Raw genomic sequence first — 20,185 nt, 5'->3', positions numbered from 1 at the left:
CCGAACACGGAAGTTAAGCTCTTCAGCGCCGATGGTAGTTGGGGGCTTCCCCCTGTGAGAGTAGGACGCCGCCAAGCACTTAAAAAAGACCAGCTTATATAAGCTGGTCTTTTTTGTTGTTTTCTTTTTTTTGAAGAAGCAGTTCAGCGACATAATAGGGGAACTTTGACTCGACTATATGTAAAAACTGCTGGATGATGACATAATCATCGCTAGCACTTTGAAGAAGAAGGTCATACCACCATTCAGTTTCATACCTGGCAATCATGCTTAAATTGTATGCAACCAAGTAATGCGCCAATATTTCCGGTAGCTTTAAAAATTGATCCCGTTCAGCAGGGAAATAATATTCGTCTTGCTCCAAATCATAGAGCAAAGTGGTCGAAGTGCTGGGGCGGCATTCTTTATGAGCGGCAGAAAAAACGATTCCCTCGTTTTCCTCGCGGCAGAAAGACCAGTTTAAATGGTATTCGATATGTTCGATGAAACGCTTTGATGACATATTGTAAGCATTGGGTGTCTCGCCAGGCAGCCGAATAAGCCGGTCTTCGACGGCTGCTTTTACAATTGCATTTGGTTTTCTTTGAAATGCCAGCACTTTATTGATCTCCGGAATTTTTGCCAAAAGCTGCTTCATATTGAATCGTTCATCTTCCAATCCGGATAATTGGAAAAGGGATCTGATGACGTGCATACATAAGCCGTTCCTTTGGATTTTCACTTCGTCTTCATAAAAGCGGTAATTTTGTTTTTTTCGTTTTCTTGTGGTCACGCCATGAGCAAGCACTGAAGTATGGCTCGGATAGGAAGGATCTGTCGTTAACAGGCAGGCTTTCAATAGCTGTGCCATGCCGTAAAATAATAAAATTGGTTTGATTTCCATCGTAGCGATTTTGGCTTGCTTGTAAAAAGCTTCTGCATGCTTAAGAAAGAAAATAAACCGCTCTCCGTTTTTATAAGAATTTTTTTTCGCATCTTCCATTCCTTGATTTTTATATACCATTTCAAGAAAATGCTGGGCTGTTTCGACCGAGTAAAACAGCTTTAAATCCTTCCATCCTTTATCTTGCATATACTCCACTTCCCTTATGGTTATTTTCTAAAAATTACAACTGTTTCCCGCTTTCTTGACAGTGGGTATTCAAGTTGATAATCTACATATAATATTTTGCCGAAAAGAGGGGGATTTACTAATGTGGGAAAGCAAATTTTCGAAAGAAGGCTTAACATTTGATGATGTATTGCTCGTTCCGGCTAAATCGGAGGTACTTCCGCGCGACGTGGATTTATCCGTTGAGCTTACACCGTCTCTTAAGTTGAATGTTCCAATTATTAGTGCAGGCATGGATACAGTGACAGAAGCTCAAATGGCCATCGCGATGGCACGGCAGGGCGGACTGGGCATTATCCACAAAAACATGTCGATTGAACAGCAGGCTGAGCAGGTTGACAAAGTCAAACGTTCAGAGCGGGGCGTCATTACAAATCCGTTTTTCCTGACGCCAGAGCACCAAGTTTTTGATGCGGAGCATTTGATGGGCAAATACAGAATTTCCGGTGTTCCGATTGTTGATAATGAAGAGGATCAGAAGCTGGTTGGAATCATTACAAACCGTGATCTGCGATTTATTTCTGATTACTCCATGAAAATCAGCGATGTTATGACAAAAGAAGAGCTTGTTACGGCTTCTGTTGGTACAACCCTGGATGAAGCAGAAAAAATTCTTCAAAAATACAAGATCGAAAAACTCCCTCTTTTAGATGATCAAGGTGTTTTAAAAGGGCTAATTACGATTAAAGACATTGAAAAAGTAATCGAATTCCCGAATTCAGCGAAAGATGTTCACGGCCGCCTATTGGTTGGAGCAGCGGTTGGTGTAACAGGCGACACAATGACACGCGTCAGAAAGCTAGTGGAAGCCAATGTCGATGTGATCGTCGTTGATACCGCGCACGGCCATTCACAAGGTGTATTGGATACCGTTAAGAAAATCCGCGACACTTATCCTGAATTAAATATCATTGCCGGCAACGTCGCAACTGCCGAAGGAACAAAAGCGCTTATCGAAGCGGGAGCAAATGTAGTTAAAGTCGGTATCGGACCGGGTTCTATTTGTACAACCCGCGTCGTGGCCGGTGTCGGTGTTCCGCAAGTGACAGCGATTTACGATTGTGCGACTGAAGCAAGAAAACACGGTGCTGCGATTATTGCAGACGGCGGCATCAAGTTTTCCGGAGATATTGTCAAAGCCTTGGCTGCCGGCGGACATGCCGTCATGCTTGGAAGCCTTCTTGCCGGAACATCTGAAAGCCCAGGCGAGACTGAAATCTACCAAGGCAGACGCTTTAAAGTTTACCGCGGTATGGGTTCTGTGGCTGCAATGGAAAAAGGAAGCAAAGACCGCTACTTCCAAGAGGAAAACAAAAAATTCGTTCCGGAAGGCATTGAAGGCCGTACGCCTTATAAAGGTCCGGTTGCTGACACAGTTTATCAGCTTGTCGGCGGTTTGAAATCCGGCATGGGCTACTGCGGAACAAAAGATTTGCACGCATTGAGGGAAGATGCGCAGTTCATCCGCATGACAGGCGCAGGCCTGCGGGAAAGCCATCCTCACGATGTACAAATTACCAAAGAATCGCCTAACTATACCATTTCCTAATCAAATATGACAAAAATTAAACCGTAGACAGAGTGATACTCTGTCTATTTTTTTTTGCTTCCTTATGATAAAATTTATAATGTTGTGTTTGAAAAATGTCTTAAAAGGCTTTGATATAGATTATTAGTCTGATGAAAAGCGGAGGTATCACGATTTGAAAAGCAAGAGAATAAAGCAGCTGATCATGTTGATCGTTGCTTTTGCCGTGACTGTAGGTGCATTTTCTCCTATGTCGACAGCAAAAGCCGTAAATGATCCAATTCATGTAGACGCGAAAGCAGCAATCCTGGTGGAAGCTTCATCGGGGAAAATTTTGTACAGCAAAAATGCCGATCAGCGTCTTCCTGTTGCCAGCATGGCCAAAATGATGACGGAGTATCTTCTGTTGGAAGCGATTCACGAAGGCAAAGTGAAATGGGATCAGAAATACACGCCTGACGATTATGTATACGAGATTTCCCAAGATCGTTCATTATCGAATGTTCCTCTTCGTAAAGACGGATCATACACTGTAAAAGAGCTTTATCAGGCGACTGCAATTTACTCTGCAAACGCAGCGGCTATTGCACTTTCTGAAATCGTTGCCGGTTCTGAATCAAAGTTTGTAGAGTTAATGAATAAAAAAGCCAAAGAACTTGGAATGAAAGATTTCAAATTTGTGAATGCTACAGGTTTGGAAAACAAGGATCTTCACGGCAAACATCCGAGCGGAACAAATGCCAATGAAGAAAATGAAGTGTCTGCGAGAGACATGGCGCTCCTAGCCGATCATTTAGTAAGCGATTATCCTGAAATTCTCGATACGGCGAGCATTGCCAAAACGAAGTTCAGAAAAGGCACAGACGATGAAATGGATATGCCGAACTGGAATTTTATGCTGAAAGGCCTAGTTCAGCAATATAAAGGTGTGGACGGGCTGAAAACCGGCTCAACGGACTCTGCCGGATCATGCTTTACGGCTACTGCCGAAAGAAACGGCATGAGAGTGATTTCCGTCGTTATGAATGCGAAAGGCGACCTTCATACGGGACGATTTAAAGAAACGAAAAAAATGCTTGATTATGCATTTGATAACTTCACCATGAAAGAGTTTTACGCAAAAGGCGCACAAGTGAAAGGCAACGAAACGGTCACAGTCGACAAAGGGAAAGAAACTGAAGTCGGCATCGTCACGGAAAAAGCCTTTTCAATGCCTGTGAAGAACGGTGAAGAAAAGAATTACAAGGCGAAAGTGACGCTGAACAAAGACGAGCTGACCGCACCTGTTAAAAAAGGCGAGAAAGTCGGTACCTTGACGGCCTCCTATAAAGGAGAAGAAAAGGACTACGGATTTCTCGGCAGCGATGTATCAGGTGTAAACCTCGTGACAAAAGAAGAAGATGAGAAAGCAAACTGGTTTATTTTAACGATGAGAAGCATCGGCGGCTTTTTTGCCGGTATTTGGAACAGCATTGTTGAAATGGTAACCGGCTGGTTTTAATCAATAAAGGGCTCTATCTGATAGGGCTCTTTATTGTCATATTCAGATAGAATTACCATTTACAATCCTAACGATTTGTTATTAAAATAGAAATAATCTTCGTGTTTTTCATATGATTTTGTGGAATTATAGGATACAATAGGATTAAATCTGACAATTCAATCTATGATTAGGGGGATCCTTGAAATGGCTCAAACAGGTACTGATCGCGTAAAACGCGGTATGGCAGAAATGCAGAAAGGCGGCGTCATTATGGACGTTGTCAATGCCGAACAAGCAAAGATCGCAGAAGAAGCAGGAGCCGTCGCAGTCATGGCGCTGGAGCGCGTTCCGGCTGATATCCGTGCGGCAGGCGGAGTTGCCCGCATGGCAGATCCGACAATTGTCGAAGAAGTGATGAACGCTGTTTCAATCCCGGTTATGGCGAAAGCGCGCATCGGGCATATCGTTGAAGCGCGTGTTCTTGAAGCGCTCGGCGTTGACTATATTGATGAAAGTGAAGTTTTGACTCCTGCGGATGAAGAATTTCATTTAAATAAAAACGAATTTACCGTTCCATTTGTATGCGGATGCCGCGACCTCGGAGAAGCGACGCGCCGGATCGCTGAAGGAGCTTCAATGCTTCGTACGAAAGGCGAACCTGGCACGGGCAATATTGTGGAAGCTGTCCGCCATATGAGAAAGGTGAATGCTCAAGTGCGTAAAGTAGTCGGCATGAGCGATGACGAACTGATGACAGAAGCGAAAAATCTCGGCGCTCCGTATGAGCTGCTGAAGGAAATTAAAGCCGAAGGACGACTTCCTGTTGTAAACTTTGCTGCCGGCGGTGTGGCAACACCTGCTGATGCTGCTTTAATGATGCAGCTTGGCGCTGACGGTGTATTCGTAGGGTCCGGTATTTTCAAATCCGACAACCCTGCTAAATTCGCGAAAGCAATCGTTGAAGCGACGACGCATTACACGGATTACAAACTGATTGCCGAGCTTTCAAAAGAGCTTGGAACTGCGATGAAAGGGATTGAAATCTCAAATCTGCTGCCAGAACAGCGTATGCAAGAGCGCGGCTGGTAAACACGAAGGAGACGGATTGACATGCTGACAATTGGTGTACTTGGACTTCAGGGAGCAGTAAGAGAACATATTCGCTCAATTGAAGCATGCGGAGCAGCCGGAAAAGTCATTAAGTGGCCGGAAGAGTTAAAGGAAATCGACGGTTTGATTTTGCCGGGAGGAGAAAGCACGACGATGAGGCGCCTCATTGATACGTATCAGTTTATGAAGCCTCTTCAGGAATTTGCCGCATCCGGAAAGCCGGTATTTGGAACTTGTGCTGGGCTGATTATCCTGGCGAAGAATATCTCAGGAGCTAACGATGCCCATCTTGGGGTTCTGGATGTAACGGTCGAACGGAATTCCTTTGGAAGACAAGTGGACAGCTTTGAAGCGGACTTAACCGTTAAAGGGCTTGACGAACCGTTTACAGGCGTATTTATCCGCGCTCCGCACATTTTGGAAGCGGGCGCAGATGTGGAAGTGCTTTCGGAGCACAACGGTAGAATCGTCGCTGCCAAACAAGGAAATCTGCTTGGCTGTTCTTTCCACCCTGAGCTGACGGATGACCACAGAATGACGAAATTATTTGTCGAGATGGCGGAAAAGCATAAACAGGAAGCCGGCGTATAAAACGGTTGAAAGCTGTTAAAACTTGTAGTACATTTATAAGACAATATAGATCGAAAAGCGTTGATAGGAAGCAGTAGGAAGCCTCTCTTTCCAAGAGAGCCGATGGTTGGTGCGAATCGGTGAAAGATGCTGTCTGAATCCATCCTTGAGCGAAATGCTGAACAGTCAAAGTAGGCATTTACGGGAGAACCGTTATCAAAACGAAGCGGAAAACAGGAGGAAGATGCCTGTTTTCAATCAGGGTGGCAACGCGAGAGCTCTCGTCCCTTATATTTAGGGGACGAGGGCTCTTTTTTTCGGTCAAATCAGTATAAAAGGAGCGAGGCAGATGCTTGATATCAAACTGCTGCGGGCAAATTTGGAGGAAATCAAACAAAAGCTTGCCCACAGGGGAGAAGATTTATCAGATTTTGATCAATTTGAGGAATTGGATACAAAGAGAAGAGAATTGATCGTCAAAGTGGAAGAGCTGAAAGGAAAGCGCAATGAGGTATCTCAGCAGGTTGCCGCTTTAAAGCGGGAGAAAAAAGATGCTGACCACCTGATTAAAGAAATGCGCGAGGTCGGTGAAGACATTAAAAAGCTTGATGAAGAGCTGAGAACGGTCGAATCTTCACTTGATAAAATCATGCTGTCTATCCCGAACATCCCCCATGAGTCTGTTCCGGTCGGTGAGACTGAAGACGACAACGTGGAAGTTCGCAAATGGGGCGAACTCCCCGGATTCTCATTTGAGCCGAAGCCTCATTGGGATATTGCCGATCAATTGGATATTCTCGATTTTGAGCGGGCCGGCAAGGTTACGGGCAGCCGTTTCGTTTTCTATAAAGGGCTCGGCGCCAGACTTGAACGGGCATTGTATAACTTTATGCTTGATCTTCACGTAGACGAGTACGGCTATACAGAAGTCATCCCGCCGTACATGGTGAACCGCGCAAGCATGACAGGCACCGGACAGCTGCCGAAATTTGAGGAAGATGCCTTTAAAATCAGGGAAGAAGATTATTTCTTGATTCCGACGGCGGAAGTGCCGATTACGAACCTGCATCGCGATGAAATTTTGTCAGCTGACGAGCTGCCGATCAATTATGCGGCGTTCAGTGCGTGCTTCCGTTCAGAAGCAGGCTCAGCCGGCCGTGATACACGCGGTTTGATCCGCCAGCACCAATTTAACAAAGTTGAACTGGTGAAATTTGTAAAGCCTGAGGATTCATATGAAGAGCTTGAAAAGCTGACAAATCAAGCGGAGAAAGTTCTTCAGCTGCTTGAGCTTCCTTATCGCGTGATGAGCATGTGTACGGGCGATCTAGGATTTACGGCCGCGAAAAAATACGATATCGAAGTATGGATTCCAAGCCAAAACACATATCGTGAAATTTCATCTTGCAGTAACTTTGAAGCTTTCCAGGCCAGACGGGCGAATATCAGATTCAGAAGGGAAGCAAAAGGCAAGCCTGAGCATGTCCATACGTTGAACGGCTCCGGTTTGGCAGTCGGCAGAACGGTTGCCGCATTATTGGAAAATTACCAGCAGGAGGACGGGAGCGTCATCATTCCTAAAGCGCTTCGTCCATACATGGGGAACAGAGACGTTATTCAACCATAAAAAAGAGCGCGCCAAGAGGCGCGCTTTTTTTATGCGAGAGACCAGACGGCAGCTACATTTCGGGCACAGCGCGTAAGATTGGAACTTCCATCGGCAAGGGCGTTCTCCAAGGAGCTAATCCCGGGCACGATCGAAAAGAGAGCGGAAATGCCGATATCATAAACAAGCTCGCTGCCTTCACCAAGCGATCCGGCAAATGCAATAACGGGAATATTCTCGCTGCGGGCGCGTTTTGCGACGCCAGCCGGCGTTTTTCCGCTAACCGTTTGGCCGTCTATTTTTCCCTCGCCTGTAATTACAAGATCGGCTCCTTTAATACGTTCGGAAAAAGACAAAGTATCTAAAACAATGTCAACTCCGCTTTTTAATTCCGCTTTTAAAAAGGCGCACAGGCCCGCTCCCAATCCTCCGGCCGCTCCTGCTCCCGGGATTGAATCGATTTCGCACCCCAGCTCTGCTTTGACAGCTGCAGCATAATGTTTTAAGTTTTGATCCAAGAGGGCAGTCATTTCACTGTTCGCCCCTTTTTGCGGCCCAAACACGGCGGAGGCTCCGCGAGGTCCCGTAAGAGGATTATCGACATCACAGGCGGCTTCAAAGTGGATATGCTTTAATTGAGGATTGAGGCCGCTCACATCGATCTTGGCAATCTCAACTAATGCACCGCCCCCATTTTCAATCTCTTCTCCATCGCGGTTTAGAAACTTCACGCCCAGTGCTGCAGCCATTCCCGCTCCGCCGTCATTTGTCGCGCTTCCGCCGAGTCCGATGATGATGTTGGACACTCCTTTTTCCGCAGCATCGAGAATCAGTTCTCCGGTTCCTCTCGTTGTCGTTAACAGGGGATTCCGCTGTTCAGGGGGCACGAGGTGAAGGCCTGACGCTTCAGCCATTTCGATGACAGCTGTTTTTCCGTCGCCAAGCAGGCCGTAAGCCGCCTTTACCGGCTTCCCGAGAGGGCCTGTGACCGTTTGCTGCACGATGTCTCCTCCGGTGGCGTCAACGAGAGCTTGAACGGTTCCTTCGCCTCCATCGGCAACCGGAATGTTGAGGTATTCGGCGTCAGGCAGAACCGCTTTAAAGCCTTCTTCAATGCTTCTAGCTGCCTCAAGCGATGTCATGCTTTCTTTAAATGAATCAGGTGCGATTACGATTTTCATGGTACCTGCTCCTTTTTAAATAAAGAATTGAAAAATTCCAAAAATCAAAGTTGAGATAATGGTTAGGATTAAGCCGATGACCGACTCATATGGAATCAGCTTTAAACGTTCTTTCATGGCCATGAAGACGCTGCCTCCCGTCGTATGAAAAAAGCTTCCGTGAGGCAGGTGATCGAGTACCGTTGCTCCCGCGTGAATCATTGCCGCACCTGCGAGGCCGGCGACGCCAAGATCAAGCAATGTCGGGCCGAATACGCTGCTGGCGACAGCTGTGCCGGCGGTTGTCGAGGCGGTTGCCATCGACATCAGCATGCCGGAAATGGGAGCTAAGAGAAACGATGGCAGACCCAAGCCAACAAGGGTGTCGGTAATGAAAGAATTGAGTTGGGAGTTGGCGATGATTCCCGCAAGCGTTCCAGTCCCGATCAGCATCACGGCAACGCCTGACATCTTCGACAATCCTGAAGCGGCAAAATCCTTCAGTTTGCCCGCTTGTCCCGATGCAATCGCAGTGACGAGGCCTCCCGCCGGCAAAGCGATAATTGGATCAATCGTAATTCCTGCCGCAGGCCTTAAGGCAAGCAACAGGATAGAGACCACCGGACCGCTGATCGCCGCCCAAAATGCCGGCAGTTGTTGAGCCGTTTGGGTTTCAATCTCATTTGCAGCTACTCCTGTTCCTTTATTTGAAAGGCGTTTTGCTAGTAAATAAGTGGCGCCCAGTCCGAATATAGCGGGGATGATCCCGGCGGCCATCACGGATGTCAAAGGAACGTGAAAGGCATCTGAAGCAGCAATGGCATTAGGGTTTGGCGACATAATATTGCCCGCTTTTCCTCCGCCGATCATCGCCAACAGAATGGCCGCTTTGCTGATAAAGGTCCGCCTCGCGATCGCAAGGGCGATCGGAGCGACTGTGATGACGGCGACATCGACGAATACGCCGACCGTTGTTAAGATGGCTGTCGCCAATGTTAAAGCAAGCAGCGCCCTTTTTTCTCCAATTTTATTGACAATGGTTTCCGCAATCACAGCTGCGGAGCCTTATTGAATCAGAACGCCGGCGAGCCCCCCTGCCGCCAAGATGCGGAGCACAGCAGGAATCATGTTTTTAGCACCCGCTATCATCAAATCTGTCGTCTCTATTAAATCCGCGCCGCCGACTAAGCCTCCGGCCAATGCGCCGATCATCATGCCGTAAGCCGGCGGGACTTTTTTCAGAATGAGAAAGATTGATATGGCTAATGCGCATAAAGCGCCTATTGCATTGATTTGAATATCCATCTGCATACCCTCCCTTACGTCCAATTGTAAACGCTTTCTGTATAAGGGAGAATTGGTCAGGTATACGGATTTCGTTCTTTTATCCTATATTAAAATTGTTCATTTGCACAAAATGGCGAAAAAAGCGTAATAGCTGTATACAGTTTGAATAGGTCATCAAACCGTTTTGGATTGCATCCTGTCGCTATTTCAACCTTTCTCAGCCGGTAGTTTAATGTATTGCGGTGAATAAAGAGTCTTGATGAAGTTTCCCCGATTTCGCCGTTTTCTTCTATGTAGCAGAGGAGGGTATGGGTTAATTCGCCGTTTTGATCTGCTTGGGAAAGGCGATCCCAGATGTTTTGAAAATGAATCTCCTGATCCGGGCGCTCTATTTTTGATAACAGAACGGGGATCGCAAACTCTCGATAATCGTATAAACTAGAGCTGTTTTTCGCAATCTTGAGCGTTTGTTTTGCACTTTGATAGGAAAATGGCAGCTGCTGAAGCTGATCCGCCTGCTCGCCAAGCGCGCCTCTAACCGTTTTCCATTGGCTGAGCCAGCCGTTCCAAGATGAAAAGAGATCAGCCCTGCTTTTAGTGGGAGCGCCTGCCAGAATAACTGCGATCTCTTTTAAAGAAATATTGGCGTACAAATCTTTCGCGGTTAAATGTTTTTCAAGTTTTTTAATAAATGCCGGCTTCATATCAGCGGATGGCAGCTCAAACACAAGACAAGTGCGCTGGCCGTCTAGCGGTATATTCAATCGCTCCGCACGTTCAAGGAAGTCAAGGGATGCTAGGTCGGCCCCCTGAATCATTTGGATGACCGTTTCTTCCCGAAGCCTTTGATCCCATGTCAGCTGTTTTGTTAAAAATGCCTGTTCGACAGTTAGCTCTGCCGCCATTTTAACAAGTTCACCATATCGGCTGACTTCAGAAGGCGGCCCCGTGATTCCAATAACGCCGATTATTTCATCATGAAATACGATGGGAAGGTTTACGCCGGGCTTTGTTCCCGTTAAAGCCGAGCATTCTTCAGGCGTGATGCTGATAACCTTTTCAACTGCAAGTGCGTCCTTCGCTCCGGCGTGTTCATCACCGATTCTCGAGCGGTCTCCTGAGGCGATGATAACCCCGTTTTCATCCATCATATTAATGTTGTGCCGAATAATCGACATAGTTCTGTCGACAATTTCCTCCGCCAATTCTTTTGATAGATAATTCATTTCATCATGCTCCTGCCTAAGAACTTGTTTTAAATAGTGATTGTTCCGTCGATCCAGCCTTTTATGAATGGTTTTAAAGAAGATGCGACCCATATTCGGCTGTCGTCTATATGATTCCAAACATAAATATCATTTTTCCGTATAGAGCCGTTTAAAATCGAATAAGCAAATAAATCGCCATTGCCCGCACCTGCTATAAATAACAGACAATCGAACGGCTTAAAACAGCCGATGCTTCTCATGTCTCGATTCTCTTCTATCATTCTGTCTGCAGGCCAAATGAGATGATCCCCGAATGTATCATTGATCCCGTCTGTCGTTTTTAAAAGGCTGACCAGTTCATCGGGAAAAGAGACGCCGAGGAGTTCTTCTGCTTTCTGAAGCTTTCCTGTTTCAATTGGTCTGTTCAGCGTGTAATCTTGAGGCAAACGATCTATAAAATGTTTCCACAATGCCATCACCCTTTGCGTTTATCATTATTTTTGCATATAATGAGAAGCGTGAACAATAAAATAAATTTTTTATGAAAAAATCCCTTGACTTAAAAAGACAGGACATGTTATATTAATTCTTGTCGATACGGAGGAATACCCAAGTCTGGCTGAAGGGATCGGTCTTGAAAACCGACAGGGGTGTCAAAGCCCGCGGGGGTTCGAATCCCTCTTCCTCCGCCATTATTGATTTGCATTTTAGTGATTGACTAAGCATAAATTGGAGATTGTGTTGCCGCTGCCTGGATAGGGCAGCGGTTTTTTTGTGTTTTAAAACATTGTGCTATGGATGGATAACCTGGGGAGCGGTATCAAAAAATATCTCCAATCAAATATTGAAAAAGATAGTGGTCTTGAGTTTTCCGGAAAGTTCCTATAAGTAAAAATAAGCAATAGATCGGCTTTTTGTAGGGGCGTTCGGCTCACCTCCATGCTTGGAAGAGAGGGGGTGAGAATATGGCTGTGGAAAGTGCAATTCAATTGATGCTTTCTTTTGGGATTCTGATTGTAGGAATCCTGTCATTAGCCTATAATTTCACGAAAAAAAAGTAAGAACGCCCCTGACCGTCACATCAAGGCGTTCCTACTCATAAGTTAGACTTAGGAAAAAGCCGGCTCCCTTACAGGAGCTATTCTATTGCCGATCGGAGATGTTCCAGCATCTTCGATCTTTTTGTATTTACAGTTTACTCTTATAGGATTAATTATATTCATATGTGCCTTTATTTGTGTACCGAAGTATACGGCTATATATTATCATTGTAGAACAACATACAGGCCTTGTCCACAGAAAATGCCTTTTTTAGGGAACATTCTGTCTGCGGTAACCAGCGCCGACAAATCTTCTTATTTGCAGTCGGCTTTGTGATTTCAAACAAAACTTATCTTTGAATAGCTTCACTGATTTTTTCAATAATTGGATCGAGGGAGGCAGAGTTGTTGAACAGATCGTATTCATCAATATTGACTCTGACAACCGGACAGGCGTTAAAGCCGCTGATCCAGTTTTCGTACCTTGTGTACATTTCCTCCCAATACGATCTGTCGGTTAACATTTCCATTTCCCGTCCGCGTTTTTTGATGCGGTCGAGAATCGATTCCAAATCGCCCTCCAAATAGACTAAAACGTCGGGGCGGGGGAAGTAAGGCGTCATGACCATTGCTTCAAACAGGCTCGTATACGTCTTATAATCGACTTTTGACATCGTGCCTTTATCCGCGTGCATTTTGGCAAAAATGCCTGTATCTTCATAAATTGAACGGTCTTGAACAAATCCGCCGCCCGATTCGTAAATGTATTTTTGCTCTTTGAAGCGTTCTGCCAAGAAGAAAATTTGCAGGTGAAAGCTCCAGCGTTCAAAGTCTTGGTAGAAAGCCTCCAAATAAGGGTTGTTCACAACCTCTTCAAGAGAAGTTTTAAATCCGAGTCTTTTTGCAAGCTCTTTTGTCAAAGTGGATTTCCCCACTCCTACCGTTCCGGCAACAGTAATGATAGCATCTTTCGGAATAGCATATACACTCATTCTATATACTCCTTTACTTGATCGGCAATTCGATTGAAAACGGCTTCGGAGATCACGAAGTCTTCCTGGTCTCCGTTAATTTCAATAACGGGCATTGGCGGATCGGATTCTTTAAATTGCTTAATGGCAGCCTCATAATCATTGATGAGCTGTTCCAGATATTGCTTGTCCATTTCCTGTTCAAACGGCCGTCCGCGTTTTTTGATCCGTTCCAATAACGTCGGAAGGCTTGCTTTTATGTAAATGATGACGTTCGGTTTCGGCAGATCTTCTGTAAGCAGATGATAAATTTTTCTGTATTTCTCAAGTTTTTTGCCTTTCAGCGTCCGTTCGGCAAAAATGAGGTTTTTATAAATATGATAGTCCGAAACAACGGGTATGTGATGTTGCAAATACTTTTTTTCGGTATCTTCAAGCTGCTTATAGCGATTGCAGAGGAAAAACATCTCAAGCTGAAAGCTCCATTCATCTTTGTCATCATAAAATTTATCAAGAAAAGGGTTTTCTTCGACGATTTCTTTAACCAAAGAGAGTGAAAGCTTTTCGGAGAGCATGCTGGCCAAGGTTGTTTTTCCCGCGCCGATGGGGCCTTCGACAGCGATGAAAGGGGCTGTGTTCATAGGTGTCCTCCTACTAAAAAAATTCATTTGTGAACCATACATATTGTATCACATCATCATCTTCTGCCATGAAAAAAACGTTCCTTTAACTTGGGAACGTCTCTTTCACAACATTAAATTGATCGGCTATCAAGAGCCAGTTTTGCGGGAAGGACAGGCCGAGCTTCCAATAGCTGATTCCCCTTAAATTCAATTCCCTAATCAGATCAAACTTTGCCTGAATCGAGCGGGCGTCTTCAAACCATACCTCATGCTGTTTGCCGGCATTGTCCGTATAGCGGAAGAAAGGAGCCTGGGCTGTTTCATCGTACTGTATCGCCGCATTGTTCTCACTCGCGATTTCAATTGCCCGCTGGGGGCTGATTGCTCTGGCCAGCTGCCCGCCTGGCGTAAAGGGGAGCGTCCAGTCATAACCGTACAAGTTCTGTCCCATGACGATTTTGCTGGCCGGCATTTCCGTGAGTGCGTATTCGATCACATCCCGTACGGGTCCGATCGGCGATACCGCCATCGGCGGTCCTCCGCTATAGCCCCACTCATATGTCATCAGTACGACGAAATCGACAATTTCGCCGTGAGCCCGGTAATCATGGGCCTCATACCATTGTCCGGGCTGATCCGCTCTCGTTTTAGGCGCAAGCGCGGTTGAGATGAACCAGCCTTCCTGTTTGAAGCGGGCCCGTGCATCCCGTAAAAATTGATTATAGGCTTCTCTGTCTTCAGGCCTTAAGTATTCAAAATCAAAGTGAATATCTTTGAAACCGTATCTTCTGGCCGTTGCAACGATGTTATCAAGCAATCTGTTTTTTACATTCTGGTCCGTCAAAATGATTCTGCCGAGTTCGTCGCTGAAGGCTTCATTTTCGAGATTGGTGACGATCATCATCATCGTAGTCCGATGTCTGTCTGCAATTTCTTTTAAGTTGTTCAGCGGCGGTTCTTCGAGTGTGCCGTCCCGCTTCGCCTGGAAGCTGAAAGCGCCCAAATAGGTCAAGTATGGCGAAGCCTCTCTTGCCGCCTGCTGTAGAGCGGGGCTGACGCTTTCTCCCCGCGGTTCGATATAAGCGTTTGTTTCAATGTTCCGTTTTGGCCGAGGGGGGATATAAAGCAGCAGCCCGACAGGCAAAATAGCGCTAACCTGAATGCGGTTGATCCTTGCCAGTTCAGCCGGAGAAATATTAAAGCGGGCTCCGATTGATGCTAATGTATCTCCTTGTCTGACCTCATAAAACTCGCCGGCGATCGGTATCACGATAGTTTGTCCGACAACAAGCCGATTCGGGTTCGGAATTTCATTCGTCGCGACAATTTCATTAACTGTTGTTCGGTAGCGATTCGCGATTTGATAAAGGGAATCGCCTCTTTTCACGACATAAATCTGAATGGGAAACGCCTCCTTTCTCATTGCTACCACTATATGAAGAAAGGAAGTGTTTCATGCTCAAGTTTCGGCGGTGATCTCTTTAACCGTCGTAATATTGGCGAACAGAACATTTTCCATCATCGTCAACGCATATTTGTTGTCTTTTTCATTGTTGGAGGCGATGCAATCGCGCGGAATCGTGATATCGTACTCCCTCATATAAGCGTCGTTTGCCGTAAATAACACGCAAATATTGCCTGCAATTCCCGTAATGATTAAATGGTCGACATGAAGTTCATTCAGCAATGTTTCAAGGGCGGTGCCGTAAAAAGCTGAGTGCTTTGGTTTGATTAAGAAATAATCGTTGTTATTCGGTGCGAGCCGGTCAATGATATATTCGCTTCTGTCGTTTTTGCATTTCTTGATAATGGCAGCAATATCCGCTTGCCAAATTCCAAAGTGGTCATTAATGTATATGATAGGCCATTTCTTTTTGGCTGCGTGTTCTTTTAATGTCAGAAGATGCTCGGTCATGTTTCTGGTCTTTTTGGAAAGAACGTCACCCATATCGAATTGAAAATCATTAATGATGTCGACTATAATGAGAGCTGAATTGGACAATGCGATTGTCTCCTTTCAGATTGCATATTCCTTTAACTATAAGTTAGCCTGTTCTGTTGGGCGAAAAACATTGAAAGAGTGCATGCGGATGACACAAGACGAGTTTTATATGAAAGAAGCGATCAATGAAGCGAGAAAAGCTGAAGAAAAAGGCGAAGTGCCGATTGGCGCCGTACTGGTTCTGGATGGGGAAATTATTGCCCGCGCCCATAATTTGCGGGAAACCGAGCAAAGATCGGTTGCCCACGCAGAGATGCTCGTCATTGAAGAGGCATGCCGGAAGCTGGGAACCTGGCGGCTGGAGAGATCTGTTCTTTACGTTACCCTTGAGCCATGCCCGATGTGCGCCGGAGCGGCCGTTCTCTCCAGAATCGACAAAGTGGTGTTCGGAGCGTCTGATCCGAAAGGCGGCTGTGCGGGGACTTTGATGAATCTCCTGCAGGAAGAGAGATTCAATCATCAGGCTGAAGTCGTAAGCGGCGTAATGGAAGAAGAATGCGGCAGGATGCTGAGCGATTTTTTCAGAAAGCTCCGCGCGAAAAAGAAAGCGGAAAAGAAAAGCGAGCTGTGATGACGGAAATTTGCAATTTAGGGTGAAACAAGTTATACTAATGAGTGCGTCACATGAAGACGCAGCTTAAATAATTTGATATTTATTTTGCCGTGCTAAGCGGGGAGGTAGCGGTGCCCTGTACTCGCAATCCGCTCGAGCGAGGCCGAATCCCTTTCTCGAGGTTCGTTTACTTTAAGGTCTGCCTTAAGCAAGTGGTGTTGACGCTTGGGTCCTGCGCAATGGGAATCCATGAACCATGTCAGGTCCGGAAGGAAGCAGCATTAAGTGGAACCTTCCATGTGCCGCAGGGTTGCCTGGGCTGAGCTAACTGCTTAAGTAACGCTTAGGGTAGCGAATCGACAGAAGGTGCACGGTAAATCAATCATCAAATTAAGAACTCATCTATTTTAATATAGATGAGTTTTTTTCTTGAGAAGAGCTTTTGGATTTGAAAGCCGCTTCATGTATAATGGAAATGATGAAAACAAGAGGAGGGCGTGTTTGTGAGTTACCAGGCTTTATATAGAGTGTTCAGGCCGCAGTTGTTTGAAGATGTAGTCGGTCAGGAGCACATCACGAAAACGTTGCAAAATGCCCTTTTACAAAAGAAATTTTCGCACGCTTATCTGTTTTCCGGACCGAGGGGAACGGGAAAAACAAGCGCCGCAAAACTGTTTGCCAAAGCTGTCAACTGTGAGCACGCTCCGGTCAGTGAACCGTGCAATGAATGCTCCGCGTGCAAAGGCATTACAAACGGTTCGATTTCAGATGTGATTGAAATTGACGCCGCTTCTAACAACGGTGTAGATGAAATACGCGACATCCGCGACAAGGTGAAATTTGCCCCGTCTGCCGTCACGTATAAAGTATATATCATAGATGAAGTACATATGCTTTCTATCGGCGCATTCAACGCCCTTCTAAAAACGCTTGAAGAGCCGCCGGAACATTGTATCTTTATTCTCGCAACAACAGAGCCTCATAAAATTCCTTTAACGATTATTTCTAGATGTCAGCGATTTGATTTTAAGAGGATTACCTCACAGGCAATTGTCGGACGAATGAAAAAAATCGTCGAAGCTGAACAGTTCAAGGTGCAGGATGGCGCCTTAGACATCATCGCCAGTGCCGCCGACGGCGGCATGAGGGATGCGCTGAGCCTGCTCGATCAGGCCGTATCATTCAGCGGAGAAGAGCTGACGGTAGATGATGCGCTGCTGATAACAGGGGCTGTGTCACAGCACTATATTGGAAAGCTCGCCTCAACCCTCCACGAAAAAAATGTTTCCGGCGCTTTGGAAACATTGAACGAACTGCTACAGCAGGGAAAAGACCCGGCAAAATTAATCGAGGATATGATTTTCTACTTCAGGGATATGCTTCTTTATCAAACGGCGCCTGATTTAGAAGGTGTTCTTGAAAAGGTGAAAGTGGACGAAGAGTTCCAAGCTCTATCCCGGCAAATTCCTGCACAAGACCTTTACGAAATGATCGATATATTAAATAAAAGCCATCAGGAAATGAAATGGACGAACCATCCGCGTATCTTCTTTGAAGTTGCGGTCGTGAAGCTTTGTCAGGGACCAAAAGCAGGGGCATCCGCGGCCGCCCAGCCGGAAGTGGATAATCTCGTCAACAAGGTTCGGCAGCTTGAGCAGGAGATTGAGAAGCTTAAAACACAAGGTGTGCAGGTTTCTTCGGCTCCCGCCCAGCCTAAAGAAACGTCCCGTCCGCAAAAAAGCGTGAAAAGCGCATATAAAGCGCCTGTCGGCCGTATTCATGAAATATTAAAAGATGCTACAAGACCGGACCTCGAAAAATTGAAGGGCTACTGGGGACAATTGCTTGCCCAGCTTAAACAGCAGAATAAAGTATCGCATGCTGCCCTTTTAAATGACAGCGAGCCGGTGGCTGCATCTTCAAAAGCATTTGTCCTCGCATTCAAATACGAAATTCACTGTAAAATGGTAGCTGAAGACAACAACGGAGTCAGGACAAATCTGGAGCAAATTTTGGATGGAATGCTCGGCGGAAGGATAGATATAGTTGGCGTTCCCGAAGCCCAATGGGGTAAAATAAGAGAAGAATTTCTGCAGGATCATCAGCCGGAAGATTCTGAAGCAAATGAACCGAAAGAAGAAGATCCGCTCGTAGCAGAAGCTAAAAAACTGTTCGGAGCGGAACTGATTGAAATTAAAGAATAAAAACATGAAAGAGAGTGGATTTGAGTATGCGCGGTGGAATGGGTAACATGCAGAAAATGATGAAGCAAATGCAAAAAATGCAAAAGGATATGCAAAAGGCGCAGGAGGAACTGGCAGAAAAAGTACTTGAAGGTACTGCAGGCGGTGGAATGGTGACCGTTAAGGTAAACGGTCAAAAAGAAGTCATCGACGTCATCATCAAAGAGGAAGTCGTAGACCCTGAAGATGTTGAAATGCTTCAAGATCTTGTTCTTGCAGCGACAAACGATGCTTTGAAAAAAGTCGACGATATAACAAATGAAACGATGGGTAAGTTTACAAAAGGAATGAACATGCCGGGTTTATTCTAGGAGGAAAATAAGAATGCAGTATCCTGAACCAATATCAAAGCTGATTGACAGCTTTATGAAGTTGCCAGGAATCGGACCCAAGACGGCGGTCCGTCTGGCTTTTTTTGTTCTTAGTATGAAAGAAGACGTCGTGTTAGATTTTGCAAAAGCATTGGTGAACGCAAAGCGCAATTTGACATATTGCTCGGTTTGCGGACATATAACAGATCAAGATCCCTGCTATATTTGTGAAGATACGAGAAGAGACAAATCGGTCATATGTGTTGTTCAGGATCCTAAAGATGTCATTGCTATGGAGAAAATGAAGGAGTACAACGGACTGTACCATGTTTTGCATGGAGCGATTTCTCCGATGGACGGCATCGGTCCGGAAGATATTAAAATACCCGAATTGCTGAAGCGGTTGCAGGATGATCAAGTGACTGAGGTCATTCTCGCGACAAACCCGAATATAGAAGGAGAAGCAACGGCCATGTACATTTCAAGGCTTTTAAAGCCGTCTGGAATTAAGCTGTCACGAATTGCCCATGGACTTCCGGTCGGAGGCGATTTGGAGTATGCAGATGAAGTCACTCTTTCTAAAGCGCTTGAAGGCAGACGTGAAATGTAGAGGGAGGAGATTGCATTACCATGGGTTTTCTTCGGAAAAAGAAGCTTAGAAAAGAATTTGATAACAAGCTGATTGAACAGCTGATCCATCAAAAGGAAGAATGGAACAGGCAAAAGCGGCTGATTGAAAACAGTCTTGAGCCTTCGCCAGAAGTTCTTTACGAATTAAAGGTTGCCGAGGCAAAGTACTTTTTTTATTTGCGGGAAGCAAAAAAAAGAAATTTAAGGATCGGCAGCTGGAAGTAGCAGGTCTATTCGCGTGATTCCCATCATATGCTTGTACAAGAACGAGCGAGGAGTGATGGAATTCATGGGATCTGTTATTATTATCGGGGCAATTGTGGCTTTGGTTGCCCTGTTGTTTTTTTCAAAAGCATCATTTAAACCTTTGCGATTAATCGGAAGAATAGCGGTTAAATTTGTAGTCGGCGCTTTGTTTTTGTTCTGTGTGAATCTGTTTGGCGAGAGCGTGGGCATTCACGTGCCGATTAATATTGTAACAACCGGAGTAAGCGGATTATTGGGGGTTCCCGGTGTAGCAGCTCTTATTGTCATTAAACAATTTATCGCAATATAATTTCTTGTTGACAATCTTATTTAAAGGTGTTAAATTAGTATTCGTCGCTGATGACGAATAATTTTTTTTGAAAAAAAGTTGTTGACGACATCACGATTAAATGTTAAGATATTATAGTCGCTTTGAGAGCGGCAACGAAGTTCTTTGAAAACTAAACAAGACAAAACGTACCTGTTAATTCATTAAATAAATC

The 20,185-nt window shown here is 45.4% G+C and carries 20 protein-coding genes, 1 tRNA gene, 1 rRNA gene, 1 other RNA gene, 1 pseudogene and 1 other annotated feature; of the genes and pseudogenes, 15 read left to right on the top strand and 9 right to left on the bottom strand.

All coding sequences use genetic code 11. The features are described from left to right. A 5S ribosomal RNA gene (gene rrf, locus QMZ64_RS23435) occupies positions 1 to 77 on the top strand; the annotation flags it as partial. A gap of 17 nt (positions 78 to 94) precedes the next feature. Here the strand turns inward: rrf and QMZ64_RS22495 are convergent. Beyond that, complete coding sequence (locus QMZ64_RS22495) at positions 95 to 1,072, bottom strand: YaaC family protein (protein WP_265625176.1); 978 nt, start codon at positions 1,070 to 1,072, stop codon at positions 95 to 97. Between the two features lie 121 nt (positions 1,073 to 1,193). On the opposite strand from QMZ64_RS22495, the gene guaB reads away from it, so the two are divergent. From guaB to serS, 5 genes are all read left to right on the top strand, one after another. Then, positions 1,194 to 2,660 (top strand): IMP dehydrogenase, encoded by a 1,467-nt coding sequence (guaB, locus tag QMZ64_RS22490; protein WP_243944597.1) that lies wholly within the window; start codon positions 1,194 to 1,196, stop codon positions 2,658 to 2,660. 184 nt (positions 2,661 to 2,844) lie between these two features. Then, a complete protein-coding gene (locus QMZ64_RS22485) occupies positions 2,845 to 4,140 on the top strand; it encodes a D-alanyl-D-alanine carboxypeptidase family protein (protein WP_409365421.1) in 1,296 nt (431 codons plus the stop codon). Positions 4,141 to 4,326: 186 nt separating this feature from the next. Then, the gene (pdxS, locus tag QMZ64_RS22480) at positions 4,327 to 5,211 is read left to right on the top strand and encodes a pyridoxal 5'-phosphate synthase lyase subunit PdxS (RefSeq protein WP_020449771.1); all 885 of its coding nucleotides are present in this window, start codon (positions 4,327 to 4,329) and stop codon (positions 5,209 to 5,211) included. Between the two features lie 21 nt (positions 5,212 to 5,232). Beyond that, positions 5,233 to 5,823, top strand: coding sequence for a pyridoxal 5'-phosphate synthase glutaminase subunit PdxT (gene pdxT, locus QMZ64_RS22475; protein WP_265625174.1), 591 nt, complete (start codon positions 5,233 to 5,235; stop codon positions 5,821 to 5,823). A 51-nt stretch (positions 5,824 to 5,874) separates the two neighbouring features. Continuing rightward, positions 5,875 to 6,094: a binding site (T-box leader), on the top strand. 57 nt (positions 6,095 to 6,151) lie between these two features. After that, positions 6,152 to 7,429, top strand: a complete 1,278-nt coding sequence (gene serS / locus QMZ64_RS22470; RefSeq protein ID WP_026579009.1) for a serine--tRNA ligase — start codon at positions 6,152 to 6,154, stop codon at positions 7,427 to 7,429. Between the two features lie 29 nt (positions 7,430 to 7,458). On the opposite strand, the gene QMZ64_RS22465 is transcribed toward serS, so the two are convergent. From QMZ64_RS22465 to QMZ64_RS22450, 4 genes and pseudogenes are all read right to left on the bottom strand, one after another. After that, positions 7,459 to 8,589, bottom strand: coding sequence for a glycerate kinase (locus tag QMZ64_RS22465; protein WP_265625173.1), 1,131 nt, complete (start codon positions 8,587 to 8,589; stop codon positions 7,459 to 7,461). Between the two features lie 15 nt (positions 8,590 to 8,604). Further along, a pseudogene (locus QMZ64_RS22460) lies at positions 8,605 to 9,873 on the bottom strand (GntP family permease). Positions 9,874 to 9,962: 89 nt separating this feature from the next. Beyond that, positions 9,963 to 11,081 carry a CdaR family transcriptional regulator gene (locus QMZ64_RS22455; protein ID WP_265625172.1) on the bottom strand — a complete coding sequence of 373 codons (1,119 nt, stop codon included), beginning with the start codon at positions 11,079 to 11,081 and terminating at the stop codon, positions 9,963 to 9,965. 29 nt (positions 11,082 to 11,110) lie between these two features. Further along, positions 11,111 to 11,539, bottom strand: a complete 429-nt coding sequence (locus tag QMZ64_RS22450) for an SMI1/KNR4 family protein (protein ID WP_243944585.1) — start codon at positions 11,537 to 11,539, stop codon at positions 11,111 to 11,113. Positions 11,540 to 11,662: 123 nt separating this feature from the next. Here QMZ64_RS22450 and QMZ64_RS22445 point away from each other — a divergent pair. Together QMZ64_RS22445 and comI are read left to right on the top strand one after the other, a co-directional pair. Further along, positions 11,663 to 11,755: transfer RNA gene (locus tag QMZ64_RS22445), tRNA-Ser, on the top strand. 273 nt (positions 11,756 to 12,028) lie between these two features. After that, entirely contained in the window at positions 12,029 to 12,124 is a 96-nt protein-coding gene (gene comI / locus QMZ64_RS22440) for a competence inhibitor ComI (RefSeq protein ID WP_222427441.1), read from the top strand. A 329-nt stretch (positions 12,125 to 12,453) separates the two neighbouring features. Here comI and QMZ64_RS22435 read toward each other — a convergent pair whose 3' ends face one another. The 4 genes from QMZ64_RS22435 to QMZ64_RS22420 form a co-directional block, all read right to left on the bottom strand. Next, the gene (locus QMZ64_RS22435) at positions 12,454 to 13,095 is read right to left on the bottom strand and encodes a deoxynucleoside kinase (protein WP_020449778.1); all 642 of its coding nucleotides are present in this window, start codon (positions 13,093 to 13,095) and stop codon (positions 12,454 to 12,456) included. After that, positions 13,092 to 13,715: a deoxynucleoside kinase gene (locus QMZ64_RS22430; protein ID WP_243944583.1), complete on the bottom strand. Its 624-nt coding sequence runs from the start codon at positions 13,713 to 13,715 to the stop codon at positions 13,092 to 13,094. Before QMZ64_RS22430 ends, QMZ64_RS22435 begins: the two co-directional genes overlap by 4 nt. A gap of 85 nt (positions 13,716 to 13,800) precedes the next feature. Then, positions 13,801 to 15,120, bottom strand: a complete 1,320-nt coding sequence (locus QMZ64_RS22425; RefSeq protein ID WP_265625170.1) for a glycoside hydrolase family 18 protein — start codon at positions 15,118 to 15,120, stop codon at positions 13,801 to 13,803. Between the two features lie 36 nt (positions 15,121 to 15,156). Next, the gene (locus tag QMZ64_RS22420) at positions 15,157 to 15,705 is read right to left on the bottom strand and encodes a cysteine hydrolase family protein (protein WP_301441602.1); all 549 of its coding nucleotides are present in this window, start codon (positions 15,703 to 15,705) and stop codon (positions 15,157 to 15,159) included. 82 nt (positions 15,706 to 15,787) lie between these two features. Here QMZ64_RS22420 and tadA point away from each other — a divergent pair, with 82 nt between their 5' ends. From tadA to QMZ64_RS22385, 7 genes are all read left to right on the top strand, one after another. After that, positions 15,788 to 16,270 (top strand): tRNA adenosine(34) deaminase TadA, encoded by a 483-nt coding sequence (gene tadA, locus QMZ64_RS22415; protein WP_065643989.1) that lies wholly within the window; start codon positions 15,788 to 15,790, stop codon positions 16,268 to 16,270. A 90-nt stretch (positions 16,271 to 16,360) separates the two neighbouring features. After that, positions 16,361 to 16,626: signal recognition particle sRNA large type (ffs, locus tag QMZ64_RS22410), an RNA gene on the top strand. A 129-nt stretch (positions 16,627 to 16,755) separates the two neighbouring features. Then, positions 16,756 to 18,456, top strand: coding sequence for a DNA polymerase III subunit gamma/tau (gene dnaX, locus QMZ64_RS22405; RefSeq protein ID WP_265625169.1), 1,701 nt, complete (start codon positions 16,756 to 16,758; stop codon positions 18,454 to 18,456). A gap of 26 nt (positions 18,457 to 18,482) precedes the next feature. Further along, complete coding sequence (locus tag QMZ64_RS22400) at positions 18,483 to 18,806, top strand: YbaB/EbfC family nucleoid-associated protein (RefSeq protein WP_065643978.1); 324 nt, start codon at positions 18,483 to 18,485, stop codon at positions 18,804 to 18,806. Between the two features lie 13 nt (positions 18,807 to 18,819). Next, entirely contained in the window at positions 18,820 to 19,416 is a 597-nt protein-coding gene (recR, locus tag QMZ64_RS22395; RefSeq protein WP_003178140.1) for a recombination protein RecR, read from the top strand. Positions 19,417 to 19,436: 20 nt separating this feature from the next. Then, positions 19,437 to 19,661, top strand: a complete 225-nt coding sequence (locus QMZ64_RS22390) for a YaaL family protein (protein WP_035337520.1) — start codon at positions 19,437 to 19,439, stop codon at positions 19,659 to 19,661. A 64-nt stretch (positions 19,662 to 19,725) separates the two neighbouring features. Further along, the gene (locus QMZ64_RS22385; protein ID WP_243944577.1) at positions 19,726 to 19,992 is read left to right on the top strand and encodes a pro-sigmaK processing inhibitor BofA family protein; all 267 of its coding nucleotides are present in this window, start codon (positions 19,726 to 19,728) and stop codon (positions 19,990 to 19,992) included. Positions 19,993 to 20,185 lie beyond the last annotated feature (193 nt).

The sequence above is a fragment of the Bacillus sp. LB7 genome, from assembly GCF_030449715.1.
GTDB classification, from domain to species: domain Bacteria; phylum Bacillota; class Bacilli; order Bacillales; family Bacillaceae; genus Bacillus; species Bacillus paralicheniformis.
This window is presented reverse-complemented; position numbering and strand designations above follow the sequence as displayed.

What these genes read in the sequence shown, in the direction of transcription:
- QMZ64_RS22495 (WP_265625176.1), bottom strand. Translation starts at nt 1,072, where the DNA reads ATGCAAGATAAAGGATGGAAGGATTTAAAGCTGTTTTACTCGGTCGAA.
- guaB (WP_243944597.1), top strand. Translation starts at nt 1,194, where the DNA reads ATGTGGGAAAGCAAATTTTCGAAAGAAGGCTTAACATTTGATGATGTA.
- QMZ64_RS22485 (WP_409365421.1), top strand. Translation starts at nt 2,845, where the DNA reads ATGTTGATCGTTGCTTTTGCCGTGACTGTAGGTGCATTTTCTCCTATG.
- pdxS (WP_020449771.1), top strand. Translation starts at nt 4,327, where the DNA reads ATGGCTCAAACAGGTACTGATCGCGTAAAACGCGGTATGGCAGAAATG.
- pdxT (WP_265625174.1), top strand. Translation starts at nt 5,233, where the DNA reads ATGCTGACAATTGGTGTACTTGGACTTCAGGGAGCAGTAAGAGAACAT.
- serS (WP_026579009.1), top strand. Translation starts at nt 6,152, where the DNA reads ATGCTTGATATCAAACTGCTGCGGGCAAATTTGGAGGAAATCAAACAA.
- QMZ64_RS22465 (WP_265625173.1), bottom strand. Translation starts at nt 8,589, where the DNA reads ATGAAAATCGTAATCGCACCTGATTCATTTAAAGAAAGCATGACATCG.
- QMZ64_RS22455 (WP_265625172.1), bottom strand. Translation starts at nt 11,081, where the DNA reads ATGAATTATCTATCAAAAGAATTGGCGGAGGAAATTGTCGACAGAACT.
- QMZ64_RS22450 (WP_243944585.1), bottom strand. Translation starts at nt 11,539, where the DNA reads ATGGCATTGTGGAAACATTTTATAGATCGTTTGCCTCAAGATTACACG.
- comI (WP_222427441.1), top strand. Translation starts at nt 12,029, where the DNA reads ATGGCTGTGGAAAGTGCAATTCAATTGATGCTTTCTTTTGGGATTCTG.
- QMZ64_RS22435 (WP_020449778.1), bottom strand. Translation starts at nt 13,095, where the DNA reads ATGAGTGTATATGCTATTCCGAAAGATGCTATCATTACTGTTGCCGGA.
- QMZ64_RS22430 (WP_243944583.1), bottom strand. Translation starts at nt 13,715, where the DNA reads ATGAACACAGCCCCTTTCATCGCTGTCGAAGGCCCCATCGGCGCGGGA.
- QMZ64_RS22425 (WP_265625170.1), bottom strand. Translation starts at nt 15,120, where the DNA reads ATGAGAAAGGAGGCGTTTCCCATTCAGATTTATGTCGTGAAAAGAGGC.
- tadA (WP_065643989.1), top strand. Translation starts at nt 15,788, where the DNA reads ATGACACAAGACGAGTTTTATATGAAAGAAGCGATCAATGAAGCGAGA.
- QMZ64_RS22400 (WP_065643978.1), top strand. Translation starts at nt 18,483, where the DNA reads ATGCGCGGTGGAATGGGTAACATGCAGAAAATGATGAAGCAAATGCAA.
- recR (WP_003178140.1), top strand. Translation starts at nt 18,820, where the DNA reads ATGCAGTATCCTGAACCAATATCAAAGCTGATTGACAGCTTTATGAAG.
- QMZ64_RS22390 (WP_035337520.1), top strand. Translation starts at nt 19,437, where the DNA reads ATGGGTTTTCTTCGGAAAAAGAAGCTTAGAAAAGAATTTGATAACAAG.
- QMZ64_RS22385 (WP_243944577.1), top strand. Translation starts at nt 19,726, where the DNA reads ATGGGATCTGTTATTATTATCGGGGCAATTGTGGCTTTGGTTGCCCTG.